The organism is Ancylobacter crimeensis (assembly GCF_023016805.1).
Lineage (GTDB): Bacteria > Pseudomonadota > Alphaproteobacteria > Rhizobiales > Xanthobacteraceae > Ancylobacter > Ancylobacter crimeensis.
Genome location: NZ_JALKCH010000003.1, coordinates 93,009 through 109,055 on the forward strand (window position 1 = coordinate 93,009; position 16,047 = coordinate 109,055).

16 protein-coding genes are annotated in these 16,047 nt (G+C 68.7%); 9 read left to right on the forward strand and 7 right to left on the reverse strand.

Features of this window, described 5'->3' with window-relative positions; translation table 11 throughout:
* Window positions 1-55 precede the first annotated feature (55 nt).
* The 7 genes from MWN34_RS04680 to MWN34_RS04710 form a co-directional block, all read right to left on the reverse strand.
* Window positions 56-826: an SDR family NAD(P)-dependent oxidoreductase gene (locus MWN34_RS04680; protein WP_247027078.1), complete on the reverse strand. Its 771-nt coding sequence runs from the start codon at window positions 824-826 to the stop codon at window positions 56-58.
* An 11-nt stretch (window positions 827-837) separates the two neighbouring features.
* Window positions 838-1,512: an ABC transporter ATP-binding protein gene (locus MWN34_RS04685; protein WP_247027080.1), complete on the reverse strand. Its 675-nt coding sequence runs from the start codon at window positions 1,510-1,512 to the stop codon at window positions 838-840.
* Window positions 1,484-2,323 carry an ABC transporter ATP-binding protein gene (locus tag MWN34_RS04690; protein WP_247027082.1) on the reverse strand — a complete coding sequence of 280 codons (840 nt, stop codon included), beginning with the start codon at window positions 2,321-2,323 and terminating at the stop codon, window positions 1,484-1,486. The genes MWN34_RS04685 and MWN34_RS04690 overlap by 29 nt, the downstream gene beginning before the upstream one ends.
* Complete coding sequence (locus tag MWN34_RS04695; protein WP_247027084.1) at window positions 2,323-3,309, reverse strand: branched-chain amino acid ABC transporter permease; 987 nt, start codon at window positions 3,307-3,309, stop codon at window positions 2,323-2,325. The genes MWN34_RS04690 and MWN34_RS04695 overlap by 1 nt, the downstream gene beginning before the upstream one ends.
* Window positions 3,299-4,240 (reverse strand): branched-chain amino acid ABC transporter permease, encoded by a 942-nt coding sequence (locus MWN34_RS04700; RefSeq protein ID WP_247027087.1) that lies wholly within the window; start codon window positions 4,238-4,240, stop codon window positions 3,299-3,301. The genes MWN34_RS04695 and MWN34_RS04700 overlap by 11 nt, the downstream gene beginning before the upstream one ends.
* A gap of 152 nt (window positions 4,241-4,392) precedes the next feature.
* Window positions 4,393-5,499 (reverse strand): branched-chain amino acid ABC transporter substrate-binding protein, encoded by a 1,107-nt coding sequence (locus MWN34_RS04705; protein ID WP_247027089.1) that lies wholly within the window; start codon window positions 5,497-5,499, stop codon window positions 4,393-4,395.
* 87 nt (window positions 5,500-5,586) lie between these two features.
* Window positions 5,587-6,261: a GntR family transcriptional regulator gene (locus MWN34_RS04710; RefSeq protein ID WP_247027091.1), complete on the reverse strand. Its 675-nt coding sequence runs from the start codon at window positions 6,259-6,261 to the stop codon at window positions 5,587-5,589.
* A gap of 219 nt (window positions 6,262-6,480) precedes the next feature.
* Between MWN34_RS04710 and MWN34_RS04715 the strand changes: the two genes are divergently transcribed.
* From MWN34_RS04715 to MWN34_RS04755, 9 genes are all read left to right on the forward strand, one after another.
* Window positions 6,481-7,005, forward strand: coding sequence for a cupin domain-containing protein (locus MWN34_RS04715; protein WP_247027093.1), 525 nt, complete (start codon window positions 6,481-6,483; stop codon window positions 7,003-7,005).
* Window positions 7,006-7,100: 95 nt separating this feature from the next.
* A complete protein-coding gene (locus tag MWN34_RS04720; protein WP_247027095.1) occupies window positions 7,101-7,871 on the forward strand; it encodes an SDR family oxidoreductase in 771 nt (256 codons plus the stop codon).
* 34 nt (window positions 7,872-7,905) lie between these two features.
* Window positions 7,906-8,784 (forward strand): aspartate dehydrogenase domain-containing protein, encoded by an 879-nt coding sequence (locus MWN34_RS04725; protein WP_247027097.1) that lies wholly within the window; start codon window positions 7,906-7,908, stop codon window positions 8,782-8,784.
* A 16-nt stretch (window positions 8,785-8,800) separates the two neighbouring features.
* Window positions 8,801-10,027 carry an NAD(P)/FAD-dependent oxidoreductase gene (locus tag MWN34_RS04730; RefSeq protein WP_247027099.1) on the forward strand — a complete coding sequence of 409 codons (1,227 nt, stop codon included), beginning with the start codon at window positions 8,801-8,803 and terminating at the stop codon, window positions 10,025-10,027.
* Between the two features lie 13 nt (window positions 10,028-10,040).
* Window positions 10,041-11,039, forward strand: coding sequence for a 4-hydroxyproline epimerase (locus MWN34_RS04735; RefSeq protein WP_247027101.1), 999 nt, complete (start codon window positions 10,041-10,043; stop codon window positions 11,037-11,039).
* A gap of 9 nt (window positions 11,040-11,048) precedes the next feature.
* On the forward strand, window positions 11,049-11,363 hold the full coding sequence (locus tag MWN34_RS04740) for an NIPSNAP family protein (RefSeq protein WP_247027103.1): 315 nt from the start codon (window positions 11,049-11,051) through the stop codon (window positions 11,361-11,363).
* Window positions 11,364-11,778: 415 nt separating this feature from the next.
* Window positions 11,779-13,596, forward strand: coding sequence for a cobalamin-dependent protein (locus MWN34_RS04745; protein ID WP_247027105.1), 1,818 nt, complete (start codon window positions 11,779-11,781; stop codon window positions 13,594-13,596).
* Window positions 13,593-14,513, forward strand: a complete 921-nt coding sequence (locus MWN34_RS04750; RefSeq protein WP_247027107.1) for a dihydrodipicolinate synthase family protein — start codon at window positions 13,593-13,595, stop codon at window positions 14,511-14,513. Before MWN34_RS04745 ends, MWN34_RS04750 begins: the two co-directional genes overlap by 4 nt.
* A gap of 18 nt (window positions 14,514-14,531) precedes the next feature.
* Window positions 14,532-15,590 (forward strand): proline racemase family protein, encoded by a 1,059-nt coding sequence (locus tag MWN34_RS04755; protein WP_247027109.1) that lies wholly within the window; start codon window positions 14,532-14,534, stop codon window positions 15,588-15,590.
* The last annotated feature ends 457 nt before the right edge of the window (window positions 15,591-16,047 follow it).

Here is a 16,047-nt window from a genome sequence, read left to right on the forward strand (position 1 = left end):
GCCTGAAGCAGGCGGCGCACGGGCTGGGCGCGCCGGCAGCTTCAAGGGAAACCGTTCAATTCATCCACAATCCGCCGGTGACGTTGATCGCCTGCCCGGTCATGTAGGACGACTCGTCCGAGGCGAGGAACGCCACCACCCGCGCAATATCGTCCGGCACGCCGACCCGCCCGACCGGGATCAGCGCCTCGCGCTGCCTGGCCGTCGGCAGGCCCTGCTCCACCGAACGCGCGTCGGCCTCCTCGCGCATCCGGGTGCCGACGATGGTGCCGGGGCACACCGCGTTGACCGTGATGCCGAGCGCCGCCACCTCGGCCGCGAGCGACTGCGTGAGCGCGATCACCGCCGCCTTGGAGGCGGAATAGGCGGCATATTGCGGCTTGCCGATCTTCCCGAACCAGGACGCGGTGTTGATGATGCGGCCGCGGCGTCGCTCGATCATCGCCGGCAACACGGCGCGGGCAACGTTCACGGCGCCCTCGGTGTTGATGCGGAAGACGCGGCGCCATTCCGCCATGTCCATGTCGAGCACCGGTCCGACCCGCACGATGGCGGCGTTGTTGGACACGATGTCTACCGCACCGAGCGCGGAGGCGATCTGCGCCGCGGCCGCGCCCATGGCGTCCTCCTCGCCGATATCGGCACTGAGCGCGAGCGCCCGGCGGCCGAGCGCGCGGATCATCTCCGCCGTTTCCTGCGCCCCGGCTGCGTCGACATCGAGCACCGCGACGTCGCAGCCTTCTTCCGCGAGGCGGGTGGCGATCCGCCGGCCGATGCCGACCGCCCCGCCGGTGACCAGCGCGATCCGGCCGTCAAGTCCATACATCGCCCGCCCCCTCAGTGACCCGCTTCGAGTTCGGGCAGATAGATATGCTTGATGCGCGGATCGGCCTTCATCTTCTCCGCCGGTCCCGAGCACTGCAGCGAGCCGTGCTCCAGCGCATAAACGTAGTCCGCCACCTCGAAGGACAGGTCGATGTTCTGTTCGACGAGAATGATCGAAACCCCACTCTCCGCCAGCTTCAGCACGATTTCGAAGATCTGGTGGATGATGAGCGGCGCGAGGCCGAGGGAGGGCTCGTCCAGCAGCAGCAGCTCGGGATTGCCCATCAGCGCGCGGCCGATGGCGACCATCTGCTGCTGGCCGCCCGAGAGCCGCCCCGCCGACTGGTGCCGGCGCTCGCCGAGGATCGGGAACAGCGCGTAGACGTGGTCGCGCAGCTCGGCGAAGCTCTTGCCGCGGCCCGGCACATAGCCGGTGATCAGGTTCTCCTCGACGGAGAGCTGGAACACCCGCCGCCCTTCCGGGCAGTGGCCGAGGCCGGAACGTGCCATCTGGAAGGGCTTGCGCCCGGTCACGTCCTCGTCGCGGAACCGGATGGTGCCCGCGCTCGGCCGGTTCAGCCCGCTGATGGTGCGCAGGAGCGTGGTCTTGCCGGCGCCGTTGGGGCCGATGATGCAGACGACCTCGCCCTTAAGGACCTCAAGGCTGATGCCATGTAAGACCTTCACCCTCCCGTAGCCGGACTCGATTGCGTCGACCGCGAGCAGCGGCTTCGATGTCCCTGATCGCTCCTGGCTGGCCAAGATACGCCTCCTGCACTTCGATGTTGGCCCGGATGTCGGCGGGGCTGCCTTCGGCCAGAAGCTGGCCGCGATTCATCACGATGATGGTGTCGGAGATCGACATGATCAGCTTCATGTCGTGCTCGATGAGCACCATGGCGAGGTCGGGCTGGCGCAGCGCGAGGATGTGCTGCTTCAGCTGCTCCGTCTCGCCATGGTTGAGGCCGGCCGCCGGCTCGTCGAGCAGCAGCACCCGCGGCTTCGGCACGATGGCGCGCGCCAGCTCGACCAGCTTCTGCTGGCCATAAGCGAGGCTGCCGGCCTGCCGCTCGGCGAAGGGCGCGAGGCCCAGCGTCTTCAGCACCTCGAAGCAGCGCTCCCGGCGCTCCTCGGCCTCGCGGCGGCCGCCGAAGCCGAAGGTGTCGGACACCAGCGATCCGATGGAAGGCGGCACCAGCGCGACCTCGAGATTCTTCATCACGCTCATGCCGTCGAACAGGCGGATGTTCTGGTAGGTCCGCGAGAGCCCGGCATGGGCGATCTTGTGCTTGGGCAGGGCCTGAAGCTCGACATCGTCGATGAGGATGCGGCCGGTGCTGACGCGGTAGGAGCCCGCCGCCATGTTGACGAGGGTGGACTTGCCCGCCCCGTTCGGCCCGATCACCGCGGTGATGATGCCCGGCCGGACGGTGAAGGACACGTCGTCCACCGCCTTGAACCCGCCGAACTGCTTGGTGACATGATCGAAGCGCAGCATCAGCGTCCTCCCCCCAGGCGGCGCATCAGCCAGCTCGGGCCATAGGCGCGCGGCAGCAGGCCGCGCGGGCGCGACAGGATGATGAGCACCAAGGCGATCCCGTAGAGCAGCAGCCGGTAGTCGGCCCAGGCGCGCAGCATTTCCGGAATGAGGATCAGCAGCGTCGCGCCGAGGATCGCCCCGAACGGATTGCCGAGGCCGCCGACCACGATCACCAGCACGATGACCAGCGATTCCCAGAAGGTGAAGCTTTCCGGCGAGACGAAGCGCTGCATCGCCGCGAACACCACGCCGCCGGCACCGCCGATCATGGCGCTGGTGCAGAAGGCGACGAGCTTCACCCGCGTGGTGTCGATGCCGCAGCCGCGTGCAGCGTCCTGGTCCTCGCGCACCGCGGAGAGCGCCGTGCCGAGCGCCGAGCCCTCGATGCGCCAGACGAACAGGAAGGCGATGATCAGCAGCCCGACGAGCAGATAGAGGAAGTCCAGCGGGGTAGAGAGCGTCCAGCCGAACAGATGCGCCTCGTCGATCCGCGCGATGCCCTGCGGGCCGTTGGTGAGACCGTCGAGATTGTTCATCAGCACGCGGATGATCTCGCCGAAGCCGAGCGTGACGATGGCGAGATAGTCGCCGCGCAGCCGCAGCACTGGGATGCCGAGCAGGATGCCGGCGATGCCCGCGAGCCCGGCGCCGATGATGAGCACCAGCCAGAACGGCAGGTGGATGTCGAACTGACCGGAGGCGAGCAGCGCCCAGCTATAGGCGCCGATCGCGTAGAAGGCGACGAAGCCGAGGTCGAGCAGGCCGGCATAGCCGACCACGATGTTCAGCCCCAGGCCGAGAATGGCGTAGAGCAGGATCATGTCCAGCACGCGCAGCGGATAGGTCGGCAGGAACTGGCCGAGGATCAGGACCGCGACGGGCAGGAGCAGGAGCACCGCGGCGCCGAGCCACGGGATGTGCGTGGTTTTGGCGTCAGAAGTCACTCTTGTACACCATGGTTTCTTCGCTGACATGCTCGCCGAGCAGGCCCGCGGGGCGGAACAGGAGGATGAGCACCAGCACCGAGAAGGCGAAGATGTCGCGATATTCGGTGCCGATCAGCCCGCCGGTCAGCACCGGCATCCAGGCGGTCGCGAAGGTTTCGATCGCGCCCAGCAGGAAGCCGCCGAGCACCGCGCCCGGGATCGAGCCGATGCCGCCGAGGATTGCGGCGGTGAAGGCCTTCATGCCGATCACGAAGCCCATGGTGAAGCTCGCGACGCCGTAGAAGGACGAATAGAGGATGCCGGCCACCGCGCCGAGGCCGGGGCCGATGAAGAAGATCAGCGAGATGGCGGTGTTGGGATTGATGCCGACGAGCGAGGCGGTTTCCGCGTTCTCGGCCACCGCGCGGATGCGCACGCCGAGATTGGTGCGGTTCACGAACAGCTCCAGCCCGACCATCAGGATCACCGCGACCGCGAAGATGGTGATCTGCTTGTAGGTGACGATGGCGCCGAAGATCTCCACCACGCCATTCGGCAGGAAGGACGGATAGATCAGCGGGCGCCGCCCGGCGATCAGCATGACCGCGTTCTGGATCACCACCGCCATGCCGAGCGCGGAGAGCATCGGTGCAAGCCGCGAGGTGCCGCGCAACGGCCGGTAGGCCACGATCTCCACGCTGACGCCGATCAGGCCGACGATCACGAAGGTGATGACCCCGACCAGCACGCCGGCGAAGGGATGACCCGACACGCCGAGCGCGCCCGCCAGCCCGAGCCCGATGAAGGCCCCGGCGGTGAACAGCTCGCTGTGAGCGAAATTGATGAGGCGCAGCACGCCGTACACCATCGTGTAGCCCAGCGCGATCAGCGCGTAGATCGAGCCGACGGTGAGCGCGTTGATGGTCTGCTGAAGGATCACGGAGCCCATGAAAGAGGTCCCTCGCCGGGCCGGGGCTTGCATGGAGCCGCCGGCGAACCACAGGCACGCCTCGGGCGCGGGCTCACGCCCGTGCCTCCGGCGGCAGGAAGACGCTGCCCCTGCAGCCAGGGGAGACCGCAGGGACAGCGCCGGAACGGTCCTCACTTCACCAGCGAGAAGCCGTTGTCCTTGACCTGATAGAGGAAGATGAAGGGCTGCTTGAGCTCGCCATTCGGCTGGAAGGCGACGTGGCCGACCACGCTTTCGAAATCGCTCTTGGCGATCTCGGCGACGATGCCTTCGCGGGTGAGCGGCAGCGGGGCCTTCTTCATCGCCTCGATGATGATGGATGCCTCGACATAGCCATAGGCGGAATACGGGCCGGGCTCCTCGCCGAACGCCTTCTTGTAGTCGGCGGCGAACGTCTTCAGGGCATCGGACGAATCATACGGCGGGGCCTGGAAGGACACGATCGCGCCAGCCGAGGCCGCGCCGGCGCCCTGGATGAAGTCCGGGGTGAAGGCGCTGTCGGCGCCGAAGAAGGTGCCCTTCAGGCCGAATTCACGCGCCTGCTTCACGAACAGGCCGACCGCCGGCATGACGCCGCCGAAATAGATCACATCAGGGTTCTCGGAGCGGATCGTGGTCAGCAGGGCGCTGAAGTCCACGTCGGTCTGCGCGACGCCGGAGAAGGACGTCACCTTGCCGCCGCCTTTGGTGAAGGTGTCGCGAAACACTTCGGCGACGCCCTGGCCGAAGGCCTGCTTGTCGTGGACAACGGCCGCGGTCTTGGCGTGCAGCTTCTCCAGCGCGTATTCGGCCGGTGCCGCGCCCTGGGCGAGGTCGTTGGCGATCGGGCGGAACAGGTTCTTGTAACCCGCCTTGGTGACCTTCGGGTTCGAGGCGTTGGTCACCTGCGGCAGGCCGCAGCGGTTGTAGACGTCGGAGGACGGGATGGTGACGCCCGAGTTGAAGTTGGCGACGACCGCCAGCATCTCCTTGTTGTCGCACTGCTTCTGCGCGATCAGCGTGCCCTGCTTGGGATCGCCGCCATCATCCTCGCGCACGAGCTGCAGCTTCTGGCCCTGAACGCCGCCGGCGGCGTTGGCCTGGCGCACGGCGAGGTCCATGCCGTTCTGCCAGGTGGTGCCGAACAGCGCCTCGGCGTTGGAGGTCGGGCCGGCGGTGCCGATCAGCACGTCGGCGCGGGCCGCGCCGGCGAGCGCGGTCGCCGCGACCGCGGCGAGCAGGACGGTCTTGAGTTTCATGTCAGTCCCCAATGGTTTTCGGCCCTTGATGAAGGAGCCCGTTGTCGTTCGTGGGGGATGCCAACATGCGCCGGCAGCCCTGTCGTCTCAGGCGATGTCCCTGACCTCAGCCCTCTGCCGCTCGGCGAGCGAGGCGACGAGGTTGCGGCTGACCCGCTGGATATGCATGCGCAGCATGTCGCTGCCGCGCTTGGTGTCCCTCAGCCGCGCGAAGGCGAGGAGGGCCTGGTGGTCCGCCTGCTCCCGCTCGACATCCTTCGCGACCGCGATCTGAAGGTTGACGTAGCGGTTGGCGTTGTCGTGCACCGTGCGCAGCAGCCGCAGCGCGATGGTGTGGCCGCCGGGGCGATAGAGCGTCTCGTGGAAACGCCAGTTCAGCTCGCCCCAGTTCTCGGGGTTTCCGGTGCGGATCGATTCCTCGATCAGTGCCTCGGCCTTGTCGAAATCCTCTTCCGTCAGGTGCGGGATGGCAGCCTCGAACAGCCAGCACTCCATCACCAGTCGGATCTGGAACAGCTCCTCGATCTCGGCGAGCGAGAGCGAGGTCACCACCGTGCCCTTGTGCAGCTCGGACACGACGAGCCCCTCCGCCTCGAGCTGGCGGATGGCCTCACGCAGCGGCACGCGCGACACGCCGAGTTCGGCGGCGAGCCGCTCCTGCCGCAGAGGAGCCCCCTCGGCGAGCTGGCCGGTGATGATCTGACGCCGGAGTTCGGTGACGATCTGATCCGTCAACGACTGGCGGCCGATTTTAGGCTTCATGCCGGTGGGCTCCATGATTGAATACGATATTCAGTTGACGACGATCAACAAGTGGAAAATGTGTGCACATAATCATCATAATGCCTATTTTTTGGACTTTCCTTTTGTTCATTTGAGCGCGTAGCCTGAATATTGTATTCAATCCGGCGTCACTGGGCTCTCTTGCCCCGAGGCTTTGTCGCCCGGATGCGCGCATTCGATATGCCCTGGAGAGACAAGATGGCCGAGCAGGCAAACGAGACCTCCTCTTACGGCGAGGTGCTGGTGAAGCAGCCGGGAACGGCGGAGAGCCACTGGCAGCCGGTGCCGGCCAACGGGCACATCGAAGTCATCTTCGCCCCCCATACGGTGCCGATGGAGCATCCTATCGGATTCGGCACCCAGACCGTGCCGCCCGGCGGCTATGTCCGCGAGCATGCCCATGACAAGAACGAGGAGGTGATCTTCGTCGTCTCCGGCACCGGCAAGGCGGTGGTGGACGGCGTCGAGCATCCGATGCAGCCGGGCTCGGCCTTCTTCATCGGCAAGAACCGCCGGCACATGTTCATCAACAACGGCACGGCCGACATCACCTGGACGTGGCTGATCGTGCCGAACGGGCTGGAGGACTTCTTCCGCCTCATCGGCCGCCCGCGCACCGACGACGCGAACGACCCGACCCCGTTCCCGCGCCCGGAGAACGTGCTGCAGATCGAGCGCGACACCGTGTTCGCCGAGCAGCCCAAAGACCAGCGCCAGCCCTGACCGCCGGGGCACGGCCTGCGCACCCCTTTACGTTTTTCCGATCGCCGGGCGGTGCCTCCGCCCGTCCGGCTCCCGATCGCAGTGACGAGGATTCCATGCGTCTGAAAGACAAGGTCGCCATCATCACCGGCGCCGCGGCCGGCATCGGCGCTGCGGCCGCCGAGATTTTCGTGCGCGAGGGCGCCCGCGTCCTGCTCGCCGACCGCAATGGCGAGGGCATCGCCGCGCTTGCCGAAAAGCTCGGGCCGAACGCCGCCTCCTTCGTTGTGAACGTTGCCGACAGCGCGGCGGTGAAGGCGATGATCGAGGATGCTACCTCCCGCTTCGGCCGGCTGGACATCCTCGTCAACAATGCCGGCTACGGCATCCCCGGCTCGGTGCTGGACACCTCCGAGGAGGACTGGGACGCGCTGATGGGGGTGAACCTCAAGGGCGTGTTCCTGTGCAGCAAGCACGCGCTTCCGGTGATGATCGCGCAGGGCGGCGGCGTCATCGTCAACACCGCCTCCAATGTCGCGACCAACATAGCGATCTATGACCGCGCCGCCTATTGCGCCTCGAAGGGCGGCGTCGCCGCCCTCACCAAGGCGATGGCCCTCGACCACGCCGATCAGAACATCCGCGTCAACTGCGTCGCTCCCGGCGTGACCTGGTCCACCTATTTCGACAAGATGGTCGGTACCACGCCGGACCCGGAGGCTTTCAAGGCCAAGCTGCAGGGCCGCTCGCCGATGCATCGCTGGGCGCAGCCGGCCGAGATCGCGCAGGCGATCCTCTGGCTCGCCTCCGACGACGCGTCCTTCGCCACCGGCTCGATGCTCACCGTGGACGGCGGCATGTCGTCTTGGTGCGGCGCGCCGCGCTGACCGCGGGACCGAGAGAAGGATGGGCGGGCCCGACATGACCGACGACGCCGGGGCCAGGGAAGCGAGCGGGCCGCCCCCTCGCGCACGGGACGCCACCGTTCATGTCGGGCTGATCGGCTTCGGCGCGATCGGTCGCGACCTCAACGCGCGGCTCGCCGCTTCCCGCCCCGGACCTCTTGCGGGCCCGGCCATCCGCCAGACCGTGCTGCTGCGCCGCCACGGCGCGGACGACGCCCCGCCCGAGGGCCTCGCCGCCGGCACGGAGGTCGTGCACGACCTCGATGCGTTGCTCGACGCCCACCCGCACGTCGTCGTCGAGGCCGCCGGGCAGGCCGCGATCCGCGAGATGGGCCCGGCCCTGCTCGAAGCGGGCATCGACCTCGTCGCCGCCTCCTCCGGTGCGTTGGGCGACGATGCGCTGCTGGCGCGCCTGCTCGCCGCCGCCAAACGCGGCAAGGCGCGGCTGATCGTGCCGTCCGGCGCACTGGGCGGGCTCGATTATCTCGCGGCATTGCGGGAGGAGCCCAGGGCCCGCGCGGTCTACACCTCGCGCAAGCCGCCCTCGGCCTGGGTCGCGGAACTCGCCGCGCTCGGTCACGATGCCGGCATGCTGTCCGGGACGGTGACGCTCTTCGAGGGCAGCGCGGCGGAGGCGGCGCGGCTTTATCCGCGCAACCTCAATGCCGGGCTCACCCTCGCCCTCGCCTTCGGGGCGGAGCGATTGACGGTGCGGGTCGTCGCCGACCCCGCGGTCGAACACAACACCCACGAGATCGAGGTCGAGAGCCCGCTCGGTGCCGCCTCGATGCGCTTCTCGAACTGGCCTTCGACGCTCAACCCCAAGACCTCCGCCCTCACCGCCCCCGGTCTGGCGGCAGCGGTCCGGCGGCACATCGCAACGTTCGTCATCTGAAGGATCTCAGGCCCGCATGTCCCGCATCCTCGTCATCGGCGCCGGCATGGTCGGCCTGTCCTGCGCCCGGGCGCTCGCCGCCGAGGGACATGCCGTCACCGTGGTCGACCGCGACCCGCCGGGCGACAAGTGCTCGTTCGGCAATGCCGCCGGGCTCGGCGTCACCGAGATCATCCCCGCCGCCGTTCCGGGTCTCGCCCTCAAGGTGCCCGGCTGGCTGATGGACCCGCTCGGACCGCTCAGCCTGCGTCCCGGCCATCTGCCGAAGCTGGTGCCTTGGCTGTGGCGCTTCCTGCGCTCGGGCACCTGGCCGGAGGTGGAGCGCATCACCGCCGCGCTCGCCACCCTCTCGGCGCGGGTCTATGAGGATTTCCTGCCGGTGATGGACGAGCTCGGCCTGGCGGGCGAGGTCCACCGGGTCGGCGCGCTGTGGGTCTACGACACCCGCGCCGGCTTCGAAGCCGATGCCCGCTTCCGCGCGCTGCGCCGCCGCCACGGCATCGTGTGCGAGGAGATCAGCGGCGCCGAGGCACGGGCGCTGGAGCCGGCGCTCTCGGAAGCGGTGCAATACGCCATGGTGACCCCGCAATGGTCGCATGTCGCGGACCCGAAGTGCATCGTCGACCGGCTGCGCGAGCATCTCGCAGCGCGCGGCGTCGCGATGGTCGCCGGCGAGGTGCGCGGCATCGAGGGCTCCAGCCTCGCTCTTGCGGACGGCCGACGCCTGCCCTTCGATACCGCGATCGTCGCCGCCGGCGCGTGGTCCGGCCGGCTCGCCGCCAGCATTGGCGAGCGCGCGCTGATCGAGAGCGAGCGCGGCTACAACACCACCTTTCCGGCTCCCGGCGTGACGCTTTCGCGCGAGGTGATCTTCGCCGAGCGCGCCTTCGTCGCCACCCCGATCGAGGCCGGCATCCGTATCGGCGGCGCGGCCGAATTCGCCGGGCTCGACGCGCCGCCGAACTATGCCCGCTCCGACGTGCTGGCCGAGCTCGGCCGCCGCTATCTGCCGGGGCTGAACATCGCGGGCGGCACCCGCTGGATGGGCCACCGCCCGACCACCGCGGATTCCATGCCCGTCATCGGCCGCTCGGTGAAGCGGCCGGACGTCGTCTACGCCTTCGGCCATGGCCACACCGGCCTCACGCTCGGCCCCACCACCGGCCGGCTGGTCGCCGAGATCGTCGGCAACCGGCCGACATCGGTGGACATCGCCCCCTTCTCGATCGCCCGCTTCTCCTGAGGACGCCTTTTCGATGAACCCGCACACCTTTCTCTGCGTCGACGCCCACACCTGCGGCAACCCGGTGCGCGTGGTCGCCGGCGGCGGCCCGATCCTGCCGAACGTCTCCATGGCCGAGAAGCGGCAGATCTTCCTGTCGCAGCACGACTGGGTCCGCAAGGCGCTGATGTTCGAGCCGCGCGGCCATGACGTGATGTCCGGCTCGATCCTCTATCCGCCCTCGCGCGAGGATTGCGATCTCGGCGTGCTGTTCATCGAGGTGTCCGGCTGCCTGCCCATGTGCGGGCACGGCACCATCGGCACCGTCACCGTGGCGCTGGAAGAGGGCTTCGTGGTGCCGAAGACGGAAGGCCGGCTCTCCCTTGAGGTGCCGGCCGGCAAGGTCGAGGTGGAATACACCCGCAACGGCCGCTTCGTGGATCAGGTGCGGCTCTACAACATCCCGTCCTATCTGCACGCCGAGGGCGTGAAGGTGGACGTGCCGGGCATCGGCGAACTCACCGTGGATGTCTCCTATGGCGGCAATTACTACGCCATCGTCGAGCCGCAGGCGAACTTCGCCGGCCTCGATTCCCTCAGCGCCGACGACATCCTGCGCCTCAGCCCCGCCGTGCGCGCCGCGGTGCAGGAGGCGGTGAAGCCGGTGCACCCGGAGGATCCGCGCATCAACGGCGTCAGCCATGTGATGTGGGCGGACGGGCCGAAGCACCCCGAAGCCCACGCCCGCAATGCGGTGTTCTACGGCGCCAAGGCCATCGACCGCTCGCCCTGCGGTACCGGCACCTCCGCCCGCATGGCCCAGCGCGTCGCCAAGGGGCTTTTGAAGGGCGGCGAGGAGTTCGTGCATGAAAGCATCATCGGCACGCTGTTCCACGGCCGGGTGGAGAGCGCGGCGGAGGTCGGCGGACGCCCGGCGATCCGTCCCAGCATCGGCGGCTGGGCCCGCATCTACGGCCACAACACCATCACCGTGGACGAGCGCGACCCGCTCGCCTTCGGCTTCCAGCTCTGAGGCGCCGCGATGATCCTCGAAGAGCGCGACTACCACATCGTGCCCGGCCGGATGGGCGATTTCCTGAAGGCCTATGAGACGCTGGGGCTGGACATCCAGAAGCGGTTCCTCGGCACCTTCATCGGCCACTTCGTCACCGAGATCGGCGAGCTCAACCATGTGGTGGCGCTGTGGCGCTATGAGAGCATGGCCGAGCGCGAGGCGAAGCGGAAGGACATGATGGCCCATGCGCCGTGGCAGGACTACCTCGCCGCGATCAAGGGCATGATCCAGAGCCAGCAGACCCGCATCCTCGCCCCCACCGCGCTGTCTCCAATGAAGTGAGGCGGCGCGATGGGCTGGGAAGCGGATGGCGTGAGGACGGACGGGCGCTGCGACGGCAATGGCGAGCGCATCGCGACGGTGCTGCTGTCCGTTCCGGGGCTTCGTCCGATGGCGGCGGCTCGACCCGTCCCGGAGCGTTCCCTCATGGCGGCCCCAGCCCCCTCACCCCAGCCCTCTCCCTTACGGGGAGAGGGAGCAAGGCAGGCAGCGGGGACGGCCGGAACGGGAAAGCCCGCGTTCCCTCTCATCACGGCGCCGTCCGTCAAAGCGCGGCGGCCCCCTCTCCCTCAGCGGGAGAGGGTTGAGGTGAGGGGCTGCGCGGGCGCGAAACAGCAAGCCGCCCTCCCCGCATTTCGCTACGCCGAACCCGCTCCCGATCGCGTACCGTGCCGGCATTGAACGGGAGCCCTCGCCCATGACGCTTGCTGCATCGCCCCTCTCCGCCGCGCCCCTCGCCCTGCCCCGCCGCGACCAGCTCGTGCCGCCGCAGCTGCGTCCCGGCCGCGACCTGCTTGCCGACGGCACGGCGCTGGCGCGGGATTGGCAGGTGGGCCGCAACGTCTTCCTCGATGCGCAGAACGTCGCCAGCGAGGCCGACTACAAGCGCCGCGAGGCGGCGGCCGGGCGCATCATGCAGCACGCCCATATCGGCTTCCGCTCGGTGGAGCGCACCATCGGCGCCATCGCCGAGCTGCACGCCACCTGCGCCCGGCGCGGCGTTACGGTGGACCGCTTCGGCATCACGCTCGACTGGTCGATGGGCTACCCGCCGGACGAGCGGCGCAAGCGCGCGCGCGGCACCGGCATCGTGCTGACGGGGCCGGAGGATTTCGCCCGCATCACCAATGCCGCCCCGGCCGCCGCCCATTTCGGCGACTTCATGATGGGCCTGCCCGGTGCGCTGGAGAATGTGAAGGGCGCGCTGGCGGCGGGCGCCACAGCGCTCGGCAATCTCGGCCAGTATTTCACCTTCCGCCTGCCGGACTGGGACGACGACGTCGCCACCACCCATGCCACCGTCACCGCGCTCGGCCTCATCGCCGCCCAGCCGGTCGAGGTGCTGGTACATTCCAATCTCGACGACGGCTTCGCCGGCCTCTTCGCCGACATGAGTTCCGCGCTCGGCATGGTGCTGATCGAAAAATACATCGTCGAGGACCTGATCGGCGCGCGGGCCTCGCACTGCTTCGGCCACCACTTCACCGCGCCGCTGGTGCGCCTCGCCTTTCATCAGGCACTGGCCAGCGTGTCGGATGCGCCCGGCACCATGATCTTCGGCAATACGGTGAGCTACAAGAGCGTGCCGGCCGGCAATTTCGCCAGCCTCGCCTCCTATCTGCAGGCCGACATCTGGGCGTTGACCCGCACCCATACCGGCCATGCGATCAACCCGGTGCCCGTCACCGAGAACGAACGCATCCCCGACATCGACGAGATCCTCGACGCCCAGACCTTCGCCACCCGCCTCGCCGGGCACGCGAGGGAGTCCGCCGGGCTGATCGACTACGCCCAGGTGGACGCGCTGGCGGAACGGCTCGTCGAGGGCGGCCGCCGCTTTGCCGCGCGCACGCTGGAAGGGCTCGCGGAGATCGGCATCGACACCCGTGATCCCGCCCAGCTCATGCTCGCCCTGCGCCGCATCGGTCCGCGCCGCATCGAGGCCGCCTTCGGCGCCGGCACGCCCGATGCCTCCGCTTGGGGCGGGCGGCGCGCCGTCGCGCTCGCCGAATGGGTGGAGGAACTGGAACACGACGCCCTCGGCTGGGCCGGCAGCGTGCCCGCCCCGGACGCGGCGCGGCTGAGGGCCCGCCCGCCGAAGGCCCGCCCTCTCAAGGCCATCGTCGGCTCCAGCGACGTGCATGAGCACGGCAAGAACCTGGTGGAGCGCACGCTGCAGCATCTTGGCGTCGAGACCATCGACGCCGGCGCCTCGGTGGATGCCGACGACCTCGCAAGCGCAGCCGTCGCGGCGGGCGCGGATGTGATCGCCATCTCCACCTATAACGGCATCGCCCTCACCTATGCGCGCGAGGTGAAGGCGGCGCTCGCCCGCCTCGGCGCCGCGATCCCGGTGTGCATCGGCGGCCGGCTGAACCAGATCCCGGACGATTCCAATTCCGGCCTGCCGGTCGATGTCACCGCCGACATCGCCGCCCTCGGCGTCACGCCCTGCACGACGCCGACCGACCTCGCCACCCTTCTCGCCACCCTGACCTTTGAGGAAACACCATGACCGCGACCCGCTGGACCGGGGTATTCCCCGCCGTCACCACCAAGCTCAAGCAGGATGAGAGCCTCGATCTGGCTGCCACGCAGGCCAGCATCGACCGGCTGATCCAGAACGGCGTCTCCGGCGTGATCGTGCTGCCGATGCTGGGCGAGAACGCCTCGCTCACCGCCGCCGAGCGCGAGCAGGTGATCCTCGCCGCGAAGGAAGCCGTCGCCGGCCGGGTGCCGCTGCTCTCCGGCCTCGCCCATGTCGCGATGCAGGACGCCCTCGGCTCGGCCCGCCACTATGAGAAGCTCGGCGCGCAGGGTCTGATGGCCTTCCCGTCCATCGCCTACAAGACCGACCCGCGCGAGACCGCGCAGTGGTACCGCACCCTCGGCACCGAATGCGGTCTGCCGATCATGATCTACAACAACCCGATTGCCTATGGCGTCGACGTGACCCCCGCCATCCTGAACGAGCTGGCGGATGTGAAGAACATCGTCTGCGTGAAGGAAGAGACCGGCGACATCCGCCGCGTGACCGACATTTACAATGCATGCGGCGACCGCTTCTCCGTGTTCTGCGGCGTCGACGACCTGCTGCTGGAGAGCGTCGCCCTCGGCGTCACCGGCTGGGTTTCGGGCATGACCAATGCCTTCGTCTCCGAATGCGTCGAGCTCTACACGCTCTGCCAGGCCGGCAAATTCGCCGAGGCCCGCGCGCTCTACCGCATCCTCACCCCGGCCTTCCATCTGGATACCGACGTGAAGCTCGTGCAGTACATCAAGCTCGCCGAGCAGGTCGTGTATGGCGCGCCGGAATGGACCCGCTCGCCGCGCCTGCCGCTGGTCGGCGAGGAGCGCGCCCGCGTGCTCGGCGTGCTGGAAGCGACGGTCGCCGCCCTCAAGGCCCGCCCCGCCGCCCGCTCCGCCGCCTGAGCCGACAGGAACAGCCCAATGCGTTTCAGCCGCATGATCACCGTCGTCGGCGCCCATGCGGCCGGCGAACTGAACGAGGTCATCACCGGGGGCGTCCGCGACGTCCCCGGCAAGACCATGTTCGAGAAGATGCAATATGTGCAGGCGCACCAGGACGAGCTGCGCCAGTTCCTGCTGAACGAGCCGCGTGGGCGCGTGAGCCAGTGCGTCAATCTCGTGCTGCCGCCGACCACGCCCGAAGCCGATGCCGGCTTCGTCATCATCGAGTCGGACTATTACGTGCCGATGAGCGGCACCAACACCATCTGCACGGTCACCGCGCTGCTTGAAACCGGCATGATCCCCATGCAGGAGCCGGTCACCGAGCTGACGATGGAGGCCCCCGCCGGCCTCGTGAAGGTGCGCGCGGAATGCCGCGACGGCAAATGCGTGGCCGTCACCTTCGACAATGGCGCCGCCTTCCCCTTCGCGCTCGACCGCGAAATCGACGTGCCGGGGCTGGGCCGCATCACCGTCGATGTCGCCTATGGCGGCATGATCTACGTGATCGTCGACGCCGCGGCGCTCGGCTACCACCTCGACCTCAAGGAGGCCGCCGAACTGGTCGAGGTCGGCGAGCGGATCAAGCTGGCGGCGGCCGAGCAGATTCCCGCGGTGCATCCCGAGAATCCCGACATCCACACCATCAACCAGACCCTGTTCGCCGGCCCGCTGGAGCGCAGCGAGCGCGGCCTCACCTCGAAGAACACGGTGATCGTCTCGCCCGGCCGGCACGACCGCTCGCCTTGCGGCACCGGCACCTGCGCCCGTATGGCCGCGCTCCACGCCAAGGGGCTGCTGGGGCTGGACGAGCCCTTCATCCACCGTTCGCTGATCGGCACCGAATTCATCGGCCGGCTGCGCGGCACGGCGCAGGTGGACGGCCCGAACGGGGTCGCCGGCGTGCTGCCGACCATCACCGGCCCGGCGTGGATCACCGCCTTCCACCAATATGTGCTGGACCCCACCGACCCCTTCCCGCGCGGCTATCGCCTCGGCGACACCTGGCCGGGCTACACGGGCGAGCAGCCGATCTGAGGGCAGCGGAGAGCCGTCCTCGATTGCCGCCTGCGGCCGGCACCCGTCCGGTCGAAGGCGGGGATGACCCGGACGAACCGGCCACGGCTGGACAGCGGGAATGATGCGTCGGCCCGGGAGCCGGGATCAGCAACGTCTCGCGCCTGCGTCAGCCCGTCCGGAGACGCGGCTGGGTGCCGGGATCGTCCGCGATCTCCACAAACGACCCGCCCCGCCGGGAAGCCTCGGAAGAAGGTTGACCGGCAAGGCGCGATTCCGGATCGGCCTTCGGCCCGTCCGGGATGATGGAGATCATAGGGGGAGATGGCGCGGCGGGAGCAACGGCGGTGGGCGTCGGCCGGCGCAGACGCCCGGCTCGCGGTTCCACGTCACCGGCGCCGCTCCGCCTTGCATCGTTCCGGCCGCAGGCGCAGGAGCCCGGGATCGTCCGCGATCTCGGGGCTCAGGCCTCCATCTC